General features: G+C 73.1%; 21 protein-coding genes. 14 read left to right on the top strand and 7 right to left on the bottom strand.

Annotated elements, in window-relative coordinates:
- Positions 1-41 precede the first annotated feature (41 nt).
- Both ACWGN5_RS29950 and ACWGN5_RS29945 read right to left on the bottom strand, forming a co-directional pair.
- The gene (locus ACWGN5_RS29950; protein ID WP_017238849.1) at positions 42-323 is read right to left on the bottom strand and encodes an Lrp/AsnC family transcriptional regulator; all 282 of its coding nucleotides are present in this window, start codon (positions 321-323) and stop codon (positions 42-44) included.
- Positions 320-1054 (bottom strand): rhomboid family intramembrane serine protease, encoded by a 735-nt coding sequence (locus ACWGN5_RS29945; RefSeq protein WP_453520850.1) that lies wholly within the window; start codon positions 1052-1054, stop codon positions 320-322. Before ACWGN5_RS29945 ends, ACWGN5_RS29950 begins: the two co-directional genes overlap by 4 nt.
- Positions 1055-1213: 159 nt before the next feature.
- Between ACWGN5_RS29945 and ACWGN5_RS29940 the strand changes: the two genes are divergently transcribed.
- The 5 genes from ACWGN5_RS29940 to ACWGN5_RS29920 all read left to right on the top strand — a co-directional run bounded on the left by ACWGN5_RS29940 (position 1214) and on the right by ACWGN5_RS29920 (position 6606).
- On the top strand, positions 1214-1456 hold the full coding sequence (locus tag ACWGN5_RS29940) for a hypothetical protein (RefSeq protein WP_055644001.1): 243 nt from the start codon (positions 1214-1216) through the stop codon (positions 1454-1456).
- A 33-nt stretch (positions 1457-1489) separates the two neighbouring features.
- Positions 1490-2854 (top strand): NYN domain-containing protein, encoded by a 1365-nt coding sequence (locus tag ACWGN5_RS29935; RefSeq protein WP_453520848.1) that lies wholly within the window; start codon positions 1490-1492, stop codon positions 2852-2854.
- Positions 2855-3111: 257 nt separating this feature from the next.
- Entirely contained in the window at positions 3112-4149 is a 1038-nt protein-coding gene (locus ACWGN5_RS29930; protein ID WP_453520881.1) for an NlpC/P60 family protein, read from the top strand.
- Between the two features lie 197 nt (positions 4150-4346).
- The gene (locus ACWGN5_RS29925) at positions 4347-5366 is read left to right on the top strand and encodes an NlpC/P60 family protein (protein WP_453520846.1); all 1020 of its coding nucleotides are present in this window, start codon (positions 4347-4349) and stop codon (positions 5364-5366) included.
- A 25-nt stretch (positions 5367-5391) separates the two neighbouring features.
- Positions 5392-6606 carry a hypothetical protein gene (locus ACWGN5_RS29920; protein WP_453520844.1) on the top strand — a complete coding sequence of 405 codons (1215 nt, stop codon included), beginning with the start codon at positions 5392-5394 and terminating at the stop codon, positions 6604-6606.
- Here ACWGN5_RS29920 and ACWGN5_RS29915 read toward each other — a convergent pair.
- Complete coding sequence (locus tag ACWGN5_RS29915) at positions 6563-7135, bottom strand: PadR family transcriptional regulator (RefSeq protein ID WP_453520841.1); 573 nt, start codon at positions 7133-7135, stop codon at positions 6563-6565. The genes ACWGN5_RS29920 and ACWGN5_RS29915 overlap by 44 nt on opposite strands.
- A gap of 101 nt (positions 7136-7236) precedes the next feature.
- On the opposite strand from ACWGN5_RS29915, the gene ACWGN5_RS29910 reads away from it, so the two are divergent.
- Positions 7237-8583: an MATE family efflux transporter gene (locus ACWGN5_RS29910; protein ID WP_453520838.1), complete on the top strand. Its 1347-nt coding sequence runs from the start codon at positions 7237-7239 to the stop codon at positions 8581-8583.
- Here the strand turns inward: ACWGN5_RS29910 and ACWGN5_RS29905 are convergent.
- Positions 8544-9887, bottom strand: coding sequence for a glycosyltransferase 87 family protein (locus ACWGN5_RS29905; protein WP_453520835.1), 1344 nt, complete (start codon positions 9885-9887; stop codon positions 8544-8546). The genes ACWGN5_RS29910 and ACWGN5_RS29905 overlap by 40 nt on opposite strands.
- Positions 9888-9905: 18 nt before the next feature.
- On the opposite strand from ACWGN5_RS29905, the gene ACWGN5_RS29900 reads away from it, so the two are divergent.
- The gene (locus ACWGN5_RS29900; protein WP_453520833.1) at positions 9906-11048 is read left to right on the top strand and encodes a glycosyltransferase family 4 protein; all 1143 of its coding nucleotides are present in this window, start codon (positions 9906-9908) and stop codon (positions 11046-11048) included.
- A gap of 106 nt (positions 11049-11154) precedes the next feature.
- On the opposite strand, the gene ACWGN5_RS29895 is transcribed toward ACWGN5_RS29900, so the two are convergent.
- Complete coding sequence (locus ACWGN5_RS29895; protein ID WP_453520831.1) at positions 11155-12951, bottom strand: AMP-dependent synthetase/ligase; 1797 nt, start codon at positions 12949-12951, stop codon at positions 11155-11157.
- Between the two features lie 255 nt (positions 12952-13206).
- Here ACWGN5_RS29895 and ACWGN5_RS29890 point away from each other — a divergent pair, with 255 nt between their 5' ends.
- The 6 genes from ACWGN5_RS29890 to ACWGN5_RS29865 all read left to right on the top strand — a co-directional run bounded on the left by ACWGN5_RS29890 (position 13207) and on the right by ACWGN5_RS29865 (position 18281).
- On the top strand, positions 13207-13974 hold the full coding sequence (locus tag ACWGN5_RS29890) for a metallophosphoesterase family protein (protein ID WP_453520829.1): 768 nt from the start codon (positions 13207-13209) through the stop codon (positions 13972-13974).
- A 90-nt stretch (positions 13975-14064) separates the two neighbouring features.
- Positions 14065-14505, top strand: a complete 441-nt coding sequence (locus tag ACWGN5_RS29885; protein WP_369143793.1) for an SRPBCC family protein — start codon at positions 14065-14067, stop codon at positions 14503-14505.
- Positions 14506-14803: 298 nt separating this feature from the next.
- Positions 14804-15925, top strand: a complete 1122-nt coding sequence (locus tag ACWGN5_RS29880; protein WP_453520826.1) for an ArsA-related P-loop ATPase — start codon at positions 14804-14806, stop codon at positions 15923-15925.
- A gap of 44 nt (positions 15926-15969) precedes the next feature.
- A complete protein-coding gene (locus ACWGN5_RS29875) occupies positions 15970-16449 on the top strand; it encodes a DUF5304 domain-containing protein (RefSeq protein ID WP_453520825.1) in 480 nt (159 codons plus the stop codon).
- 66 nt (positions 16450-16515) lie between these two features.
- The gene (locus tag ACWGN5_RS29870; protein ID WP_369143790.1) at positions 16516-17457 is read left to right on the top strand and encodes an ROK family glucokinase; all 942 of its coding nucleotides are present in this window, start codon (positions 16516-16518) and stop codon (positions 17455-17457) included.
- A gap of 77 nt (positions 17458-17534) precedes the next feature.
- Positions 17535-18281 carry an endonuclease/exonuclease/phosphatase family protein gene (locus tag ACWGN5_RS29865; protein WP_453520824.1) on the top strand — a complete coding sequence of 249 codons (747 nt, stop codon included), beginning with the start codon at positions 17535-17537 and terminating at the stop codon, positions 18279-18281.
- An 87-nt stretch (positions 18282-18368) separates the two neighbouring features.
- Here ACWGN5_RS29865 and ACWGN5_RS29860 read toward each other — a convergent pair whose 3' ends face one another.
- Together ACWGN5_RS29860 and ACWGN5_RS29855 are read right to left on the bottom strand one after the other, a co-directional pair.
- Positions 18369-19007 (bottom strand): hypothetical protein, encoded by a 639-nt coding sequence (locus ACWGN5_RS29860; protein WP_453520822.1) that lies wholly within the window; start codon positions 19005-19007, stop codon positions 18369-18371.
- Positions 19000-19782, bottom strand: a complete 783-nt coding sequence (locus tag ACWGN5_RS29855) for an alpha/beta hydrolase (protein WP_453520819.1) — start codon at positions 19780-19782, stop codon at positions 19000-19002. Before ACWGN5_RS29855 ends, ACWGN5_RS29860 begins: the two co-directional genes overlap by 8 nt.
- 174 nt (positions 19783-19956) lie before the next feature.
- Between ACWGN5_RS29855 and ACWGN5_RS29850 the strand changes: the two genes are divergently transcribed.
- The gene (locus ACWGN5_RS29850; protein WP_453520878.1) at positions 19957-20703 is read left to right on the top strand and encodes a lysophospholipid acyltransferase family protein; all 747 of its coding nucleotides are present in this window, start codon (positions 19957-19959) and stop codon (positions 20701-20703) included.
- Positions 20704-20719 lie beyond the last annotated feature (16 nt).

Here is a 20719-nt window from a genome sequence, read left to right as displayed (position 1 = left end):
CCGGTCGGGAGGCCCCCTTCAGTCGTGCCGCGGGTCCGGGGTCAGGACTCCAGACCGATGGCGAAGGCCGCCTCCAGGTCGTGCTGGGAGTACGTCCGGAAGGCGACGTGCGTGTCCGTGGCCTCGACGCCCGGGATCTTGCTGATCCGGCCGGGGATCACGTCCGCCAGGTCGTCGTGGCGCGGCACCCGGACCATGGCGATCAGGTCGTACGTACCGGTGACCGAGAAGACCTCGCTGACGCTGTCGAGCGCGGCGATCGACTCGGCGATCTCGGGGATGCGGTCCACGCTGGTCTTGATGAGCACGATCGCGGTGATCACGGCTGGCTTTCTCCCTCGGTCGCCGCGGCTTGGGCTTTCACTCTATCCCCACCGCGGAAGCGCACCCAGGCGTAGAGGAAGCCGACGGAGAAGCCCACGACATGGGCCAGATAGGCGACGCCCGGCCCCGCGCCCGCCGCCCGCGCGGCCAGCCACTGGAGCGTGAACCAGAAGATCAGCACGATCCAGGCGGGGAAGCGCAGCGGCAGGAAGAACAGGAAGGGGAAGAGGCTGGTGACCCGGGATCGGGGGAAGAGGAAGAGAAAGGCCCCGAGCACCGCGGAGATCGCCCCGGACGCCCCGACCAGGGTCTGCTCGCTGTCCGCGTGCGCCACCGCGTAGCCGGACAGGGCGATGTAGCCGGTGCCCAGATAGAAGAGGCAGAACTCGACGGCGCCCATGCGCTCCTCGGCCATGGCGCCGAAGACGTACAGGAACAGCATGTTTCCCAGGAGGTGGAGCCAGCTCCCGTGGACGAAGAGCGCGGTCAGCGGGGTGAGCAGGGCGCGCGGGTCGCCGCCGGTCAGCTCGGCGGGGACGACGCCCCAGCGGCGGAAGTAGGCGCCCTGGGCGGCCAGGAGCTCGTCGCCCGTGCCGTACCCCGGGTTGAGTCCGGAGACCGGACTGAGGGCGAAGAGCAGGCAGCAGGCGGCGATCAGTCCGTACGTCACCGTGGGTCCGCTGCGGGTGCCCCGCCAGGCACCGAGGGCCGCACCTCGCCAGTCGATCATGGACAGATCATGGCGTACCGGGGCCGAAGTGGACAGAGTGCCTCGCCGTGCCCCGCCCTCCCCGCGAGGCCGTAGGGTTACGGGCACCACCACCGCAGTTCGACGGCGCACCGCGGCACCCGCACCTGGTACCACGCAACAGGAAGAAGGACGGCACCGATGACGACGGTTCCCCTGCCGACCGACGAGACCCGCTGGCGCTGCACGCTCTGCGGCAATCTGACCCGCTTCGACGTGACCCGCTCGTCCAAGGTCGTGGAGTACGTCCATCTGGACCTCGCCGGGGATCCGACGGTCGAGGAGCGGCAGGTGGTCAGTGAGACCATCGAGTCGGTCCGCTGCCGCTGGTGCAACGCGGTGGACCAGATCGAACTGGTGGACAGGCCGGGCGCCGCTTCCTGAGGGACGGCGCGGACGACATAGGGGTGACGGATCGTGGAGCAGCCCGCGCACGGTGGTGAGCCGGCCGGCGCGGCAGGTGACGCTGCCGAGACGCTCGACCACCCATTGCCGGAAGGTGTACGGCGACGGGTCGTCGCGCTGGTCGCGGACGCCTTCGGCGGGCTCACCGTCGCGGAGCTGCCCGCGCCCCTGCGGCAGTACGCCCGCTTCACCGCGAGCCGGCGGGCCAAGTTCGCCGGCAACGCGATGGCCGCCGCCCTGGAGAGCGACCCGCTCTTCCGGCAGCGGATCGGCGAACGGTTCAAGCAGGGCCAGCCCGAGCTGGCCGGAGCCGTGGAGACCGGCGCCCCGCCCGCGGCCGCCGACCCCGTCGACGTGGCGGCGGCCGCCTATGTGCTGCGCCCGCCCGGCTGGGTCAAGCTCGTCGCCGCCGCCGGCGAGGAGGCCCAGCGGGCCGACGCCGAGCGGGCCGACGAGGCCGGCCGGCGCGAGCTGGAGCGGCTGCGCGAGGAGCTGGCCGCGGCCCAGGACCGCTCCCGGGGCGAGACCGAGCAGCTCAGGCGCGATCTGGACGCCGCCCGGAAGGAAGCGGAATCGCTTCAGCGCAAGCTGCGCAGCGCCCAGAGCGACGTCAAGCGCGGCGAGGCGGCGCTGCGCAAGGTCCGGGGCGAGATCGAGGCCGCGCGGGCCGAGTCGGCGGCCCAGGTCTCGGCCGCCGAGAGCGAGACCCGGCGGCTCAAGGCGCGGCTGGGCGAGGTCGAGGCGGCCCTGGAGGCGAGCCGCAGGACCGCCCGTGAGGGCCGCTCGGTGGAGGACATGCGGCTGCGGCTGCTGCTCGACACGGTCCTCGACGCGGCCCAGGGGCTGCGGCGCGAACTCGCGCTGCCGCCCGTCTCGGTGCACCCGGCGGACACCGTGGACGCGGTGGAGCCGGGGCGGATGTCGCCGAAGGACATCGCGGCGCGGGCGCTCTCCGAGACGGACCCGGCGCTGCTCGACCAGCTGCTCGCGCTGCCGCAGGCGCATCTGGTCGTCGACGGCTACAACGTCACCAAGACCGGCTATCCGACGATGCCGCTGGAGAAGCAGCGGCTGCGGCTGCTCGGCGGGCTCTCGGCGCTTGCGGCCCGCTCGGGCGCCGAGGTCACCTGTGTCTTCGACGGGGCGGAGCTGGCGGCCCCGGTGCTGCTCGCCCCGCCGCGCGGGGTGCGGGTGCTGTTCTCCAAGCCCGGTGTCACGGCGGACGAGTTGATCCGTCAGCTGGTCAGGGCGGAGCCGCCGGGCCGTCCGGTCGTGGTGGTCTCCACCGACCGCGAGGTGGCCGACGGCGTCGCGAAGGCGGGGGCGCGGCCGGTGGCGTCCGCCTTGTTGCTGAAGCGGCTTTCGCGCCTCTCGTAACGCATCGCAACTCCTGGGCGTTATGCCCGAATTCTGGATGGCGCACCGTCAAGTGCCCATCACAGGCCGTGTGATGAATGTAAATAAAGTGGTGCGTGGGCGAGAATTTTGCCAGCGGGATTTGAACTGATCACAACTTGGTCACTAGGGTCGGGCATCGAACCTTCGCGCGGTTGATCACCCATCCGGGGTGGCGGCGGAGGAACCGCCTGCCCGTGACCGGTTGGGCGGCTCTGAGGAAGAAGGAGCTCGCCTTCGTGGCGTCCCACCGTCGACCCAAGCAGCCGAGCCGCACCCGTGTGACCGTGCTCACCGTCACCGCGGCCGCCGCCGTGGCCCTCACCGCCCAGTCCGGCGCCCAGGCGGCCCCCGCCAAGCCCAAGATCGACGAGGTCAAGGCGAAGGTCGACGCCCTCAACCACGAGGCCGAAGAGGCCACGGAGCAGTACAACCTCGCCGACGAGCGCCGCGGGAAGCTGCAGAAGGAGATCGGCGCCCTCCAGGACAAGGTGGCCCGCGGTCAGCAGGAGCTCAACACCCTGCGCGACCAGATCGGTTCGGTCGCCAGCGCCCAGTACCGCTCCGGCGGCATCGACCCCGCGCTCCAGCTCTTCCTCTCCTCCGACCCGGACACCTACCTCGACAAGGCGTCCGCGATCGACCAGTTGAGCGCCCAGCAGGCCGACGTGCTCACCTCGATCCAGGCCAAGCAGCGCACGCTCGCCCAGCAGCGGGCCGAGGCCACCTCGAAGCTGGCCGACCTCGAGGACGTCCGCAAGACCCTCGGCGCCAAGAAGGCCAAGTACCAGGGCAAGCTGGCCGAGGCCCGCAAGCTCCTCAACAGCCTCACCGCCGCCGAGCGCGCCAAGATGCAGGAGCAGGAGCAGCGGGCCAGCCGCGGCGCCGCCGAGCGCGTCAACCTCGGCAGCGAGGTCCCCGCGAACGGCTTCGGCGCCGCCGCGCTCTCCGCCGCCGCCACCCAGCTCGGCAAGCCGTACGTCTCCGGTGCCGAGGGCCCCAACTCGTACGACTGCTCCGGTCTGACCATGTGGTCCTACCGTCAGGCCGGCGTCACCCTCACCCGCACCACCTACACCCAGCAGAACGACGGCGTGAAGATCGGCCGCAGCCAGCTCAAGCCGGGCGACCTGGTCTTCTTCAACAGCCTGTCGCACGTGGGCCTGTACGCGGGCAACAACACGATCCTGCACGCCCCCAAGCCGGGCGCGGTCGTCCGCTACGAGTCCATGGACTACATGGGCACCTTCCAGTTCGGCGTCCGGATCGCCGGTTGACCCACCCCGTGAACCGCTGCGGCACACCGCCCAATCGGGTGGTTCGCCGCGACGCGCACTGACCTGACGCCCCGCCGGTGACCTGTGTTCTCCGGCGGGGCGTCACTTTGTGTGCCCGGCGGCTTCGTTGGACGAGGACTGATCAGCGGCTACTGTCTGCCGCGCCAGTCTGCGTCGAGCCGAACGGAGCGCGATCCGTGGCGTCCCACCGCCGACCCGCCCGGGTCACCGTCCTCACCGCCGCCGCCGCGGCCACCGCGGCGGCGTCCCTCGGGGCTGTCCCCGCGAGCGCCGACCCCGGGGCCACGCCCGCGGCCACCCGCGCCACGGTCGACCGCCTCTTCGAGGAGGCCGAGAAGGCCACCGAGGGCTACAACCGGGCGGACGAGAAGGCGGACGCGCTGCGCAGGACCGTCTCGCAGGCGCAGGACAGCCTCGCCCGCGGCCAGGAGCGCATCAACCGCATGCGGGGCGCGCTCGGTTCGGTCGCCGGGGCCCAGTACCGCTCCGGCGGCATCGACCCCGCCCTCGCCCTGCTGCTCTCCTCCGACCCGGACAGCTACCTGGACCGGGCCACCGCCCTGGACCGGGTCACCGCCCGCCAGGGCGCCGCACTCGGCGAACTCCTGCGCGAGCAGCGCGCCCTGAACCAGAAGCGGAGCGAGGCCCGCGCGGCCCTCGGCGAACTGGAGCGCAGCCGGGCCGAGGTCGCCCGCCACAAGCGCACCGTCGAGCGGAAGCTCGCCGAGGCCCGCCGGGTGCTCGCCTCCCTCACCGTCGAGGAGCGCGCCGACTACGACCGCGCCTCCCGCACCGGCGAGCGCGCCGACGCGCCCGCCGAGGAGCTGCCGCCGCTCGCCGACCTCGGCCCCTCGCGGGCCGCCGCCGCGGTGATCGCCGCCCGCAGCGCGATCGGCAGGCCGTACGTGTGGGGGGCGACCGGCCCGTCCGCCTTCGACTGCTCGGGCCTGATGGTCTGGTCGTACCGGCAGGCCGGGATCAGCCTGCCCCGCACCTCATCGGCGCAGCGGTACGCCGGCCGCCAGGTGCCGCTCTCCCAGGCGCAACCGGGCGACCTCGTCACGTACCGCGGCGACGCCAGCCATGTGGCGATCTACGCCGGGAACGGCCAGGTCATCCACGCCCCCTACCCGGGCGCCCGGGTCCGCTACGACCCGGTGAACATGATGTCCCACGTCACAGTGACCCGCGTCTGACAGCGCCCCCCGTACGATCGGGGGCGTGGCGGGCAGGCGGAGTGGAGCGGTGCGCGGTGCGGCGGCGGGGCTGCTGGCCGCGGTGCTCGCCCTCGGCGGATGCGCGGCCCCCGCCCCGGTGGGCCCGGCCTCCGGGGAGGTCCAGAGCCTGCTCGACCGGCATGCGAGGGCCCTGCTCGACCGGGACGAGGCCGGCTACCTGGAGGCCCTCGACCCCGCGCTCGTACCGGCCGCGCGCACCGAGTTCGAACGGCTCGCGAAGGTCCCGCTGGGCGGCTGGAGCTACCGGGTCACCGATGTCGACCGGGCCGGAGAGGGCCGGGTCATCGCCAGGGCCGAGCTCGGCTACCGGATCAAGGGCTACGACTCCGGGCCCGCCACCACCGAGCGGGTCCTCGACCTCGCCGAGCGGGACGGGCGCTGGTACGTGACCGGCGACCGCGCCGCCGAGGGCGCCCCGCAGCAGCTGTGGCAGCAGGGCGAGGTCACGGCCGTGACCGGCAGGCGCAGCCTGGTCCTCGGCGTGGGGCAGAGCCAGGAGCGGCTGCGGGAGATCGCGGCGGCCGCGGACCGGGCGGTCCCGGCGGTCGGGGAGGCCTGGCACGGGAACTGGGCGGGCCGGGTCGTGGTCCTCGTGCCCGGATCGATCGAGGCGATGGGCCGGCTCCTCGGCGGTCCCGCCGCCTCCTACCGGGGCATCGCGGCCGTCACGACCGGCCGGACCGGCGGCGGCCCCCACGCGCCCGCGGACCGGGTGATCGTGAACCCGGACGCGTACACGGTGCTGGGAGCCTTCGGCCGGCAGCTGGTCCTCACCCATGAGACCACCCATGTCGCCACCCGCGCCCAGACGACGAAGGCCACCCCCGTCTGGCTCTCCGAGGGCTTCGCCGACTGGGTCGCCTACCGGGGGACCGAACGCACCGCCGCCCAGGCCGCCCCCGAGCTGCGCCGCGCGGTGCTGGCCGGCGACCTCCCGGCGGAGCTCCCCGTGGACGAGGCCTTCTCCTTCGGCGGGGACGCGGAGGCCCTGGCCCGGGCCTACGAGGGCGGCTGGCTGGCCTGCGAGCTGATCGCGGGCCGCTGGGGCGAGGAGAAGCTGACCGCGTTCTACCGGGCGGTGGGTGCGCACCCGGGCCGGGACGGCGCGGTGGAGAAGGCGCTCCGGGAGGTCCTGGGCACCACGCCGGAGGAGTTCACCGCCGACTGGCGGGCGTACCTGGCGGAGCGGCTCGGCTAGGGCGTGTGCCCTCCAGCTCCGCCAGGGCCTCCTTCAGCCAGGCCTTCTCCTCCGTGCCCGTCGCGCGGGCGATCCGCAGCATCCCCTGGCGGAAGAGGTCGGGCGCCCGCTCGACGGTGACCGGGGCCCCGTCCTCGTAGAAGAAGCTGGCCGGGGTGTCCAGGAACTCCTGGCGGCGGCGGAGGACGGCCGCCTGGTCCGCCGGGTCGGGCAGGTGCCGCAGGAAGGCGAGCAGGGTGAAGAAGCGCTGGCCGTCGGTGATCTCGGCGTCCTTGGGCGTGCGCAGCCGGGCGAGGAGCTCCCGGCGGCCCTCGGGGGTGAGCGAGAGGGTGCGGCGCGGGGCCGCGCCCGCGCCGGGCTCCGTACGGCTGTCGACCAGGCCGTTCTTCACGAGCCGGGTGATGGCCGGGTAGAGGGCGCCGTCGCTGACCGGGCGGACGTGGCCGCTCAGGCCCTGGATGCGCTCCTTGAGCTCGTAGCCGTGCAGCGGCTTCTCGTACAGGAAGCCCAGGATCGACAGCTCCAGCACCGGGCACCACTCCTTCGCGCTTGTCGGGGGACCGCCCCCCATGCTACCTCTTTCCGATGTACCTCTAATCGAGGTACATCGGAAAGAGGGGTCTCTTCGTCATGTCCTCGCACCGCCGCACACTCGTCCGGCTCGCCCGCCCGGTCTACTTCGAACTCCTCGCCGGAGTCGCCGCCGGCGTCATCAACATGATCTGGGTCGCCCGGCTCGGCGGGGACGCCGTCGCCGCCGTCGCCGTCGCCACCAACGTCGAGAACCTCCTGCTCGGCGTCGTCCTCATGGCCGGCTCCGGCACCACCGTCCTCGTCGCCCGCGCCCGCGGCGCCGACGACCCCGGCGCCGTCCGCGCGGCCGTCCGCGGCGGCACCGCCCTCTGCGCCCTGCTCGTACCGCCCGTCGCCCTCGGCGGCTACCTGCTGCGCGACCCGCTCGCCGCCCTCCTGCTCGGCGGCTCCGACCACCCCGCGCACGCCCTGGCCACCGCCTACTTCGCGATCTCGCTCCCCGGCACCGCCGTCTTCTTCGCCACCAACGTCCTCGACGGGATCCTCAAGGGCGCCGGCGACACCCGCACCCCCATGCGGCTCGCCTTCCTCGCCAACGGGCTGATCCTCGTCCTCGACCCGCTGCTCATCCACGCGTACGGGGTGCAGGGCGCCGCCCTCGCCACCGTCACCGGCCGCGGCGTCGCCCTCGCAGCCGGCCTCCTCGCCCTGCGCCGCGACCCGCTCCTCAAGGCCGCCCGGGCGGCCCGGGCGGCCCTGCCCACGGCCGCCGCGCTGCGCCGCACCGCCGCCACCGGACTGCCCATGGCCGTCGACTTCGCCGTCCGGATGGCCGGAGCCCTCGCGCTCGTCTCCGTCGTCGCCCGGCTCGGCGTCACCGAGATCGCCGCCTACGGCATCGCCACCAAGGCCATGTACGTGGCGACCATGGCCTTCTACGCCGTCCGGCAGGCCGCCTCCATCCACAGCGCCCACCTGCTCGGCGCGGGCAGCGACGAACGGCGGGCCGTCGGCCGGCAGGCCCTCCTCCTCGGCGGCACCCTCGGCGCGGGCGCCGCGCTCCTGCTGCTCCTCGCCGCCGGCCCCGTCATGCGCGCCTTCGGCGCCGGGCCCGCCGTGGCGGAGGCGGGCGCGCTCTTCCTGCGCTGCCTCGGCCCCTATCTGCTGCTCATGGCCGGGTACATCGCGCTCGCCGGGGTCTTCGAGGGCACCGGAGCCAGCCCGTACCTCGCCCGGATCACCGTCGCCGGCGTCCTCGTCCAGCTCCCCCTCGCGTACGCCCTCTCAGGCGCCGGGCTCGGCCTCCCCGGGATCTGCCTCGCGATGGCCCTCGCCATGGCGGCCCAGTGCGCGGCCCTCGGCCTGCTGCACCGCCGTACGGTCACGGCGGCCCCCGGGAGGACTCAGAACGAGCCGGACAGGGCCTTCTCGCGCTCCGGCTGAGCCTCCTGGGCGGCAGCCTCGCCGGCCTCGGCGAGACGCGGCTCCGTCACCGTGTGACGCCACAGGATCCGGCACGCGATGAGGGTGGCGGCGATCAGCAGACCGTTCCGCGTGAACAGCACCGCCACGCCCAGCGGATCGCTCCGCGTCACGTGCGAGAACCACACCGGGAACTCGAACTGCGTCACCGCCGTCGCCCACAGCACCAGATGCGCGGGCTTCCGCATCCGGCTCGACCGGAAGGCGAGGCACACCGCGGCCAGACCGACCAGCCACAGCATGTACTGGGGGGAGAGCACCCGGCTCGTCGTCGTGAACAGCAGCACCGCCACGAAGGCCGCGTCCGCCACCGTCGACGAGGCGAAGGCCCGCGCCCGGATCCGCCACACCAGCAGCCAGCCGAAGGCGGCGACCGTGAGGCCGAGCGCGACCGTCGACACCGTCGACACGTACGGGCCGAGGAACTCGATCGACCCGTAGTTCATGATCGCCTCGCCCTCCCAGCCGAAGTGCCGGACGACGTGGAAGACCATCGAGCCCAGCGACTCGACCTCCGTGCCCCGGTCCCGCTGGAAGCCGAGGAAGGCCAGCGCCCCCGGCATCCACACCACGCAGAACGCCAGGACCGCGGCCCCCGCGCCCACCGCCACCGACCAGGACCGCAGGGTCGCCCGCCCCTTCGGCGTGCCCGCGAGCAGCAGCACCGGCCACACCTTCAGGACCGCGCCGAAACCGGCGAGCGCGCCGAGGACGCGCGGGCTCCGGCCCGCCGCGAGCAGCCCCGCCACCGCCACGGCGGTGACCATCACGTCGTACCGGGCGTACGCCGTCGGGCCGAGCAGCGGGACGCCCGCGAGCCAGAACCAGGCACCCCGCGAGGAGCGGCCCGCGCGGCGGCCCGTGTGCAGGAGCAGCCCGAAGACCAGCGCGTCGCAGAGGAAGGCGAGGACGAAGAACGCGGACGCGTAGTCGAGGAACGGCAGCAGACCGGGGGCGAGGATCGCGAACGCCGCGGCCGGCGGGTACTGCCAGGTGACGTCGTCCAGCGGATACGTGCCCGTCCGCAGGACCTCGTACCAGCCCTGGTAGATGTCCCGGACGTCGAAGGTGATGTCGGGGCCGGGGATCACCACGACCTTGAAGACGCAGAGCAGCAGCAGGACCCTGGACAGACCCCAGAGGCCGAGCGGAAGTCTCAGACCCGTGCGTGACCCGTTCTCCACGGCACCCGTCGTCACTGTCGCGTCCTTGTCCTGTCGGCCCGCGGTGGCGGGGCGGTCGTGTTGCCGGGCGGTGGTGGGCATCGCGTACTGTCGGCCACGATGCACAAGACCCTGATCGTAACCAACGACTTCCCGCCGCGTCCCGGCGGAATCCAGGCCTTCCTGCACAACATGGCACTCCGCCTGGACCCCGACCGGATCGTGGTCTACGCCTCCACGTGGAAGCGCAGCCGCGAAGGGATCGAGGCGACGGCGGCGTTCGATGCCGAACAGCCTTTCACGGTCGTGCGGGATCGCACCACCATGCTGCTGCCGACTCCTCGGGTCACCGCCCGCGCCACCGCGCTCCTCCGCGAGCACGGCTGCGAGTCCGTGTGGTTCGGCGCCGCCGCGCCGCTCGGCCTGATGGCCCCCGCCCTGCGCAGGGCGGGCGCGAAGCGGCTCGTCGCCACCACCCACGGGCACGAGGCCGGCTGGGCCCAGCTCCCGGCCGCCCGGCAGCTCCTGGGCCGCATCGGCGAGGGCACGGACACGATCACCTATCTCGGCGAGTACACCCGCTCCCGGATCGCGACCGCCCTCAGCCCGGCCGCCGCCCGGCGCATGGTCCAGCTCCCGCCCGGCGTCGACGAGAAGACCTTCCACCCCGACTCGGGCGGCGACGAGGTCCGCGCCCGCCTCGGGCTCAGCGACCGCCCCGTCGTCGTCTGCGTCTCCCGGCTCGTCCCGCGCAAGGGCCAGGACACCCTGATCCGGGCCCTGCCCGCGATCCTGAGCCGGGTCCCGGACGCCGTCCTCCTGATCGTCGGCGGCGGACCGTACGAGAAGGACCTGCGCCGTCTCGCCGCCGAGACCGGCGTGGCCGGATCCGTACGCTTCACCGGCGCCGTCCCCTGGTCCGAGCTGCCCGCCCACTACGGGGCCGGCGACGTCTTCGCCATGCCCTGCCGCACCCGGCGCGGCGGCCTCGACGTCGAGGGCCTCGGCATCGTCTACCTGGAGGCCTCCGCCACCGGCCTGCCCGTGGTCGCGGGCGACTCCGGCGGCGCGCCCGACGCCGTCCTCGACGGCGAGACCGGCTGGGTGGTCCGCGGCGAGTCCGCCGAGGAGACCGCCGACCGCGTCGCCACCCTCCTCCTCGACCCCGAGCTCCGCGCCCGCATGGGCGAGCGGGGCCGGGCCTGGGTGGAGGAGCGCTGGCGCTGGGACCTCCTCGCGGAGCGGCTGCGCGAGCTGCTGTAGGGCCGGTCCGGCAGATCGGGGCCCGGGGCCGGCGGACCGGCCCCGGCTCGGTACGGCGAAGGGGCCCGGGGCGATGTGATCGCCCCGGGCCCCTTCGTACGCGCTCCTACTTGGCGTAGATCGCCTCGATCTCGTCCGCGAAGTCCTTCGCCACCACGTTCCGCTTCAGCTTCAGGGACGGGGTGATGTGCCCCGCCTCCTCCGTGAACTGGGCCGGAAGGATACGGAACTTGCGGACCGACTCCGCCTTGGACACCGCGGCGTTGCCGTCGTCGATCGCCCGCTGGACCTCCGCGACGAGCTCCGCGTCCTCCCGCAGGGAGGCCGCCGTCGAACCGGTCGGCTTGCCGTGCTCGCTCGCCCAGCGGCCGAGGAACTCCTCGTCGATCGTGACCAGCGCGCCCACGAACGGACGCCCGTCGCCGACCACCATGCACTCCGCGACCAGCGCGTGCGCGCGGATCCGGTCCTCGATGACCGCCGGGGCGACGTTCTTGCCGCCCGCCGTCACCAGGATCTCCTTCTTGCGGCCGGTGATCGCGAGGTAGCCGTCCTCGTCGAGGGTGCCGATGTCACCCGTGTGGAACCAGCCGTCCGCGAGCGCCTCGGCCGTCGCCGTCGGGTTGTTCCAGTACTCCGTGAAGATGTGCTCGCCGTGCAGCAGCACCTCGCCGTCGTCCGCGATCCGCACCACCGAGCCCGGCAGCGGCTGACCGACCGTGCCGATCTTCTGCCGGTCCCACGGGTTGAACGCCGTCGCCGCGCACGACTCCGTCAGGCCGTAGCCCTCCAGGACCGTGAAGCCGATGCCCCGGAAGAAGTGGCCGAGCCGCTCGCCCAGCGGGGCGCCGCCCGAGATGGCGTACTCGCCGCGACCGCCCAGCACCGCCCGCAGCTTGCTGAAGACCAGCTTGTCGAAGACCTTGTGCTTCAGCCGCAGACCGAAGGACGGGCCCTGCGGGGTGCCGATCGCCCGGCTGTACGCGATGGCCGTGTGCGCGGCCTTGTCGAAGATCTTGCCCTTGCCGTCGGCCTGCGCCTTCGCCCGCGCCGAGTTGTAGACCTTCTCGAAGACGCGCGGCACGCCCAGGATGAGCGTCGGCCGGAACGAGGCCAGCTCGTCCGTGAGGTTCTTGATGTCCGGGACGCAGCCGAGCCGGATCGGCGCCATCACGGACGCGACCTCGACGAGCCGCCCGAAGACGTGCGCGGCCGGCAGGAACAGCAGCACCGAGCACTCGCCCGTACGGAAGAGGGGCTTGAGCCGCTCCACCACGTTGCCGCACTCGGCGAAGAAGGCCCGGTGCGTCAGGACACAGCCCTTGGGGCGGCCCGTCGTGCCCGAGGTGTAGACGATCGTCGCCGGGTCGTCCGCGTTCGCCGCCGACATCCGCTCGTCGAGCAGCTCGTCGGAGACCGCCTCGCCGGCGGCGGTGAGCCGCGCGAGCGCGTCGTCCTCGATCTGCCAGACGCCCTTGAGGCCCGGGAGGTTCGCCCGGACGGACGCCACCGACTCCTCGTGTCCCGCGCTCTCCACCAGGACGAGCGTCGCGCCCGAGTCACCGAGGATCCACTGGATCTGCTCCGGCGAGCTCGTCTCGTACACCGGCACGGTCACCGCGCCCGCGCTCCAGATCGCGAAGTCGAGGAGCACCCACTCGTAACGCGTACGGGACAGCAGCGCGACCCGGTCGCCCGGCTCCACACCGGAGGCGATCAGACCCTTGGCGACCCCCCGGACCTCGGCGAGGAACTGCGTGGCGGTGACGTCGGTCCAGACGCCGTCGACCTTGCGCCCCATCACGGCGACGTCTGGGTGCTGGGAGGCGTTGCGGCGGATGAGATCCGTCAGGTTGCCGTCCGTGGGGACCTCGTACAGGGCCGGAAGGCTGAACTCGCGCAAGACTGCTGCTCCTCATCGGGCGCCGGCGCCACGGCTCTGTGTGATGCACCGGTGAAGTCCATGATCGGGCAGGTGCTCAGTGGGGGTGAGCACGACTGGACCGCTCGGACGTTACCCACCAGTACATGGTTCCCGATAGGGGGTCCCGGCCAGATGTTCCGTGCGTCACACATGCGTGACGGTGCTCTGCGCACAGTAATCCACAGGTTTCACGACTCCCAAGTAACCGCAGGTGACACCCCCTAAGGTGGGCTCATGCGAGTCCATGTGGTCAGTGACGTGCACGGCAACGCCGGCGACCTCGCCAAGGCGGGGGAGGGCGCCGACGCCCTCATATGCCTCGGTGACCTGGTCCTCTTCCTCGACTACGCCGACCACAGCCGGGGCATCTTCCCCGACCTCTTCGGCACCGAGAACGCCGACCGGCTCGTCGAGCTCCGTACCGCCCGCCGCTTCGACGAGGCCCGCGACCTGGGACGCAGCCTCTGGGCCGCGCTCGACGTCGACCGCGAGACCGCCATCGAGGCCGCGGTCCGCCGCCAGTACGCCGAACTCTTCGCCGCCTTCCCCACCCCCACGTACGCCACCTACGGGAACGTCGACATCCCGCGGTTCTGGCCCGAGTTCGCCGGGCCCGGGACGACCGTCCTCGACGGGCAGCGGATCGAGCTCGGCGGGCTCGTGTTCGGCTTCGTCGGCGGCGGGCTCCGCACGCCCATGCGCACCCCCTACGAGATCTCCGACGAGGAGTACGCCGCCAAGGTCGAGGCCCTCGGCGACGTCGACGTCCTCTGCTCCCACATCCCGCCGGAGGTGCCGGAACTGACGTACGACACCGTCGCCCGCCGCTTCGAGCGCGGCAGCCGGGCGCTGCTCGACGCCATCCACCGCGTCCGGCCCCGCTACTCCCTCTTCGGCCACGTCCACCAGCCGCTCGCCCGGCGGATGAGGATCGGTCGCACGGAATGCGTGAACGTCGGCCACTTCGCCTCGACCGGGAGGCCCTACGCCCTGGAGTGGTGACGGCGCGGCCGCGGGGGCGCGATAGCCTTCCGTCGGCACGTCTGTGCCCCTTTTACTTCCGCCGGACCGCACAGTGGAGGAGCCACCGCGATGGCCGAACACACCAGCTCGAGCATCACCATCGAGGCGGCGCCGGCCGACGTCATGGGCGTGATCGCCGACTTCGCCCGCTACCCCGAGTGGACCGGCGAGGTCAAGGAGGCCGAGGTCCTCTCGTCCGACGAGGCCGGCCGCGCGGAGAAGGTCCGGCTGCTCCTGGACGCCGGCGCCATCAAGGACGACCACACCCTGGCGTACACCTGGACCGGGGACAACGAGGTCTCCTGGACCCTGGTCAAGTCCCAGATGCTGCGCTCGCTCGACGGCTCGTACCTGCTGAAGGCCCTCGGCGACGACCGCACCGAGGTGACGTACCAGCTGACGGTGGACGTCAAGATCCCCATGCTCGGCATGATCAAGCGCAAGGCGGAGAAGGTCATCATCGACCGCGCCCTGCAGGGCCTGAAGCAGCGCGTGGAATCGGGCGCGTAAGCGTCTGCCGTGTGGGCACGCGTTCCGCCGGGGCGGCGCCCACCCCGTTGTGGGCAGGCGTTCCGCAAGGGGCGGAACGGGTGGGCACAACGGAACGGCGCCCTTGCCGGCGCCAGAGGCTCCCGCGCCTGAACCCGCACCACGGGTGCGCCGCGCATCGGGGTGCGGGTCCAGGCTCGGAACGCGGAGGCGCCGCTGGGCGCGCCGTCCCGTGTGCCCACCCGTCCCGCCCTGCGGGACGATTGCCCACACGGCAGCGGGCCCGGGCCCACAACGCGCCCCGGTAACGTTCCGCCGTATGCGGATCATCCTTGTCACCGGACCCGGCGGCGCCGGCCGTACCACCCTCGCCGCCGCCACCGCCCTCGCCGAGGCGCGGGCCGGCCGTAGGGTGCTGCTCGTCTCCGAGGACGCCGACCCGCTCCCGGGCGTCGAAAGGCTGCGGCCGCGGCCCGGCGCCGACTTCCGGCGGGAGTTCCTCGCCCTGCAGGAGCGTTCCTCCGCCGCCCTCGACCTCCTCGGCGCCGCCCCCTTCGAGGACGCCGAGCTGACCGAGCTCCCGGGGAGCCGGCAGTTCGCCCTGCTCAGGGCCCTGAGGGACGCCGGAGAGGGCGACCACGAGCTGGCCGTCGTCGATCTGCCCCCGCTCAACGAGGCCCTCGCCCTCCTCGCCCTCCCCGGTCAGCTCCGCCGCTATCTGCGCCGCCTCCTGCCCCCGGAGCGCCAGGCCGCCCGCGCGCTGCGCCCGATGCTCGCCCAGCTCGCCGGCGTCCCCATGCCCGCGCAGTGGCTGTACGAGACGACCGCCCGCTGGGAGGCCGAGCTCGCCGCCGTCCAGGCCGTCGTCGAGGCCCCCGGCACCACCGTCCGGCTCGTCCTCGAACCAGGCCCCGCCGCCGCCGGTGCCCTGCGGACCGCGCGCCTCGGCCTCGCCGTCCACCGCCTCGCCCTCGACGCCGTCGTCGCCAACCGGATACTCCCCGCGACCTCCGAGGACCCCTGGCTCGCCGGCCTCACCGCCGAACAGCACCGGCACCTCGCGGAGCTCCGTACCGCCGGCGCGGGCGAGCTGTACGAGCTGCCGCATCTGGGCAGGGCCCCGCGCGGGGCCGAGGACCTGGTGCTCCTCTCGCCCGCCAGGGCCGAGAAGACGGACCCCGTACCGGAGTGGGCCGTCGAGGACCGCCGCGAGGAGGACGGCGTCCTCGTCTGGCACATCCCGCTGCCGGGGGCCGTCAAGGAGGAGCTCTCCCTCGTCCGCCGCGGCGACGAACTGCTCCTGACCGTCGGCGCGTTCCGCCGCGGCGTGCCCCTGCCGGGCGCCCTGCGCCGCTGCACCGTCACCGGCGCCGGGCTCGTCGACGGGGACCTCCGGGTCCGCTTCACACCCGACCCCGGGCTCTGGCCCCGTACCCCCTGAGACGGCGTGTACCGTCGAAGTACGCAGCCACTGAGGAGTACGCCATGAGCGATTCGGACGCCTGGGCCAAGGCCTGTGCCGAGGACCTGGAGGCGGAGAAGGCCCGCCGCAGGGCGCAGCGCGCGGCCGAGCCCGGCTCGCCCGCGGAGGAGTTCCGCAAGCTCTTCGAGGCCGTGGCCGACAAGGTCTCCGGCGGCCTCGGGAACCCGCTCCTCGGCGGACAGGCCGCGCAGACCGCCGTGGAGACCGTGCAGCAGCTCGTCAACCAGGCGAAGGCCGTCGTCGAGCCCGTCATCGAGCGCAACCCGCAGGTCTTCGACCACCTCGCCGCCGCCGGCAGCGAGCTGCTCGCCGCCTACCGCTCCGCCGTCGAGGGCCACGAGAGCCGCTGGACCCGCGGCGGCTCCGTACCCGACGCCGACGATCCGCGCCGGGACGCGGACACGCCACCGGAGGGCGACCGCAAGGACGACCGCAAGGGCGACGAGGGGCCGGGAACCGGCCAGCACATCGACCTCGACTGATCGGCGGGCGATCCCCGCTCGGGTACGGTGGGCCTTAGCGGGGCTCGACCGAAAACTGAGGGACACATGGGACTCACCATCGGCGTCGACATCGGCGGCACGAAGATCGCGGCCGGCGTGGTCGACGAGGAGGGCAACATCCTCGACACCCACACCGTGCCCACCCCGCCGACCCCCGAGGGCATCGTCGACGCGATCTGCGCCGCGGTCTCCGAGGCCGGCAAGGGGTACCAGATCGAGGCCGTCGGCATCGGAGCCGCAGGTTACGTCGACGACAAGCGCGCGACCGTCCTCTTCGCGCCGAACATCGACTGGCGGCACGAGCCGCTCAAGGACAAGGTCGAGCAGCGGGTCGGCCTGCCCGTGGTCGTCGAGAACGACGCCAACGCGGCGGCCTGGGGCGAGTACAAGTTCGGCGCCGGCAAGGGCCACGAGGACGTCATCTGCATCACCCTCGGCACCGGCCTCGGCGGCGGCATCATCATCGGCAACAAGCTGCGCCGCGGCCGCTTCGGCGTGGCCGCCGAGTTCGGCCACATCCGGGTCGTCCCGGACGGTCTGCTGTGCGGCTGCGGCAGCCAGGGCTGCTGGGAGCAGTACGCCTCGGGGCGTGCGCTCGTCCGGTACGCCAAGCAGCGCGCCAACGCCACCCCGGAGCGCGCGGAGATCCTCCTCGGCCTCGGTGACGGCACCCCGGAGGGCATCGAGGGCAAGCACGTCAGCCAGGCCGCCCGCGCCGGCGACCCGGTGGCCGTCGACTCCTTCCGCGAGCTGGCCCGTTGGGCGGGCGCCGGTCTCGCCGACCTGGCCTCGCTCTTCGACCCCTCGGCGTTCATCGTCGGCGGCGGCGTCTCGGACGAGGGCGACCTCGTCCTCGACCCGATCCGCAAGTCCTTCCGGCGCTGGCTGATCGGCGGCCAGTGGCGCCCGCACGCGCAGGTCCTCGCGGCCCAGCTCGGCAACAAGGCCGGCCTGGTCGGCGCGGCCGACCTCGCCCGCCAGGGCTGACCCCCGTACCGGGGCATACGACGACCGCCCGCCGCGTCCTCTCGGACCCGGCGGGCGGTCGTCGTATGTTGACCGTCATGGCGATCAGTGAGCTGCCCAACTCCCGTACCGAGAGCGATGGTTCGGCCGTCCTCCGGGTCCTGAGCTACAACGTCCGTTCGATGCGCGACGACGAGGACGCCCTCGCCCGGGTGATCCGCGCCTGCGCCCCGGACCTCGTCTTCGTCCAGGAGGCCCCGCGCTTCTTCCGCTGGCGCAAACACGCCGCCCGGCTCGCCGCGAAGAGCGAGCTCGTCGTCCTGAGCGGCGGCGCGACCGCCGCCGGACCGCTCCTGCTCTGCTCCCTGCGGGCCACGGTGGAGCGTACGGAGGACGTCCTGCTGCCCCTGACGCCCGGCCTGCACCGGCGCGGCCTCGCGACCGCCGTCGTCCGCTTCGCCGGGGCCCGGCTCGGTCTCGTCAGCTGCCATCTGAGCCTGCGGAAGGACGAGCGGTACGCCCAGGCGGGGATGGTCCTCGACCGGGTCGCCGCCCTCGGCACCCCGCACGCCCTCGTCGCCGGCGACCTGAACGAACGCCCCGGAGGCCCCGCCTTCACCCGGCTCACGAAGGAGCTCCAGGACGGCTGGGCGGTCAGCCCCTGGGGCGCCGAGTACACCTCGACGCCCGCGGACCCCCACCAGCGCATCGACGCGATCCTGGCGACCCCCGGCGTCGAGTTCCTCGGCTGTGGGGTCCCGACGGACCTCGACCGGGCGGACCTGCGGGCCGCCACCGACCATCTTCCGGTCCTCGCGGCGGTCAGGGTGCCCGCCGCGCCCTGAGGCCGCACCCGGCACGACCTGCCCGGCCACCTGCCCGGCGGCCGGGAGGCGGCCCGGCGCCGAGCGGTGCGAGGGCGGCGTCGAGAATCAGACGACCGCCCCGCGGCCCGGGTCGTCGAAGCCGTCGTCATCGTCGTCGTCGTGCTTCATGCGGGCCACCAGGGTCGCGAAGCCGCCCAGGAAGCCGCCCACGCAGAGCGTCGTCAGCCACCAGGTCATGTCCCACTGGAGCAGGACGGCGAGCAGCATCAGGACGGGGCCGCCGACGACCGCGAGCCAGGCGAACTTGGTCGTCGTGTCGGCCTCGGGCAGCGGCGGCGGCTCCGGCGGGACGAAGTGGCCCTCGTCGGCGCCGCCGGCCTCCTCGTCCGGCTCGGCCGGGGAGTAGTCCCGGGGGCCGCCGGTCCGCACCCCGGGCGCGAACACGATCGAGCTGCCGAGCGCCGGCTTCTCGGGGCCCGCCTCCGGGTCCTCGTCCGCCTCGGGGTCCTCGGGCGCGGGCTTCGGCCTCGGCTTCCAGGTCGTGCCCTTCACGGGCCGGACCTCCTCGTCGGGCCCGTCCTCGTCCTCGGGCTCGGGCAGCGACAGGTTCTCGACGGGCCGGAACGGCTTCGTCCCCGGAGGGTCCGCGGGCTCCTCGCCGTACCCGGCGACGATCGCGGCCCAGGCCGCCTCCTCGTCGATGGGCTGCGGCTCCCGCTCCGGGCCGTCCTGCTGCTCAGCCACCGCTCCTGCTCCCCTTCCCGTCGACCAGATCCGGGGCCAGACGCTCGACGAAGGCCAGGCTCTCGTCGAAGATCCGCTCCGCGTCATGGTCCAACGTCGCCACGTGGTAGCTCTGTTCCAGCAGGATCTCCTGCACGTCCGTCGAGGAGATGCGGGAGAGGATCCGGGCCGAGTCGGCGGGCGGCACGACGTGGTCCTGCGGGCTGTGGAGCAGTACCACCGGCTGGGTGACCTGCGGAAGCTGCGCGTCCACCGTCCGGAAGAGCTGCCGCAGGGAGTGCGCGGCGTGCAGCGGCACCCGGTCGTAGCCGACCTCGGTCACGCCCTCCTTGGCGATGTCGCTGGCGATGCCCTTCGTGGACGGCACCAGGTGCCGGACGACCGGCAGGGCGTGCGCGGCGAGGCCGTGCACCTTGTTGCCCGGGTTGACCAGGACGATGCCCCGCACCGCGTCACCGTGCTGGGCGGCGAGCCGCAGCGTGAGGGCCCCGCCCATGGAGAGGCCGAAGACGAAGACGGTCTCGCAGCGCTCCAGGAGCTCGCGCAGGGCCCGGTCCGCCTCCGCGTACCAGTCGTGCCAGGTGGTCAGCTGCATGTCCTGCCAGCGGGTGCCGTGACCGGGCAGCAGCGGCACCGACACCGACAGGCCGCGCTCGGCCAGGTACTCGGCCCACGGGCGCATCGACTGCGGGGAACCGGTGAATCCGTGACAGAGAAGGACGCCGACCTCTCCGCCTTCATGGCGGTACGGCTCGGCTCCGGGAAGGACCGGCACCGGGGTCTCCTGTTCGGTTGCGACTCCGGCGTCCTCGGGGTGCGCCGGAGCGACGATAAATGGGGAAGGACCTTCACGGTACGCGACCGGACCGACACCGACCAGGGCCGTAGCGGGGGCCGTGCGCCGGTACGGGATAAAGTCGTGGCGACGGCACACGGAAGGCTTGGCGAGTTGATCTACGGCGCGATGAAGTTCTCCCTCGGAGGGTCCCTGAAGCTTGCCTTCCGGCCGTGGGTGGAGGGTCTGGAGAACATCCCCGCCGAGGGACCCGCGATCCTCGCGAGCAACCACCTGTCCTTCTCGGACTCCTTCTTCCTGCCCGCCGTCCTGGACCGCAAGGTCACCTTCATCGCCAAGGCCGAGTACTTCACCACCCCCGGTGTGAAGGGCAAGCTCACCGCCGCCTTCTTCAAGGGCGTCGGCCAGCTCCCGGTGGACCGTTCGGGTGCCCGCGGCGCGGGCGAGGCGGCCATCAAGGCCGGCATCGAGGTCATCGAGGGCGGCGGCCTCTTCGGGATCTACCCCGAGGGCACCCGCTCGCCCGACGGCCGCCTCTACCGGGGCAAGCCCGGCGGTCTCGCGCGCGTGGCCCTGGCCACCGGCGCGCCCGTGATCCCGGTCGCCATGATCGACACCGAGAAGATCCAGCCGCCCGGCAAGATCGTCCCCAAGCTGATGCGCCCGGGGATCCGGATCGGCAAGCCGCTGGACTTCACCCGCTACCAGGGCATGGAGGGCGACCGCTTCATCCTCCGCTTGGTGACCGACGAGGTCATGTACGAGATCATGAAGCTGTCCGGCCAGGAGTACGTCGACATCTACGCGACCGCCGCCAAGCGGCAGATCGCGGACGCGGAGAAGGCGGCCAAGGAGGCCGTCAAGGCAGAGATCGCCGCTCGGGAAGAGTCCGGCGCGTAAGTCCCCGCGAGGGGTT

The sequence above is a fragment of the Streptomyces sp. NPDC055815 genome (assembly GCF_053616475.1).
Note: the sequence above shows the minus strand (reverse complement) of the source record. Positions and strands in the feature narration are given on the sequence as shown.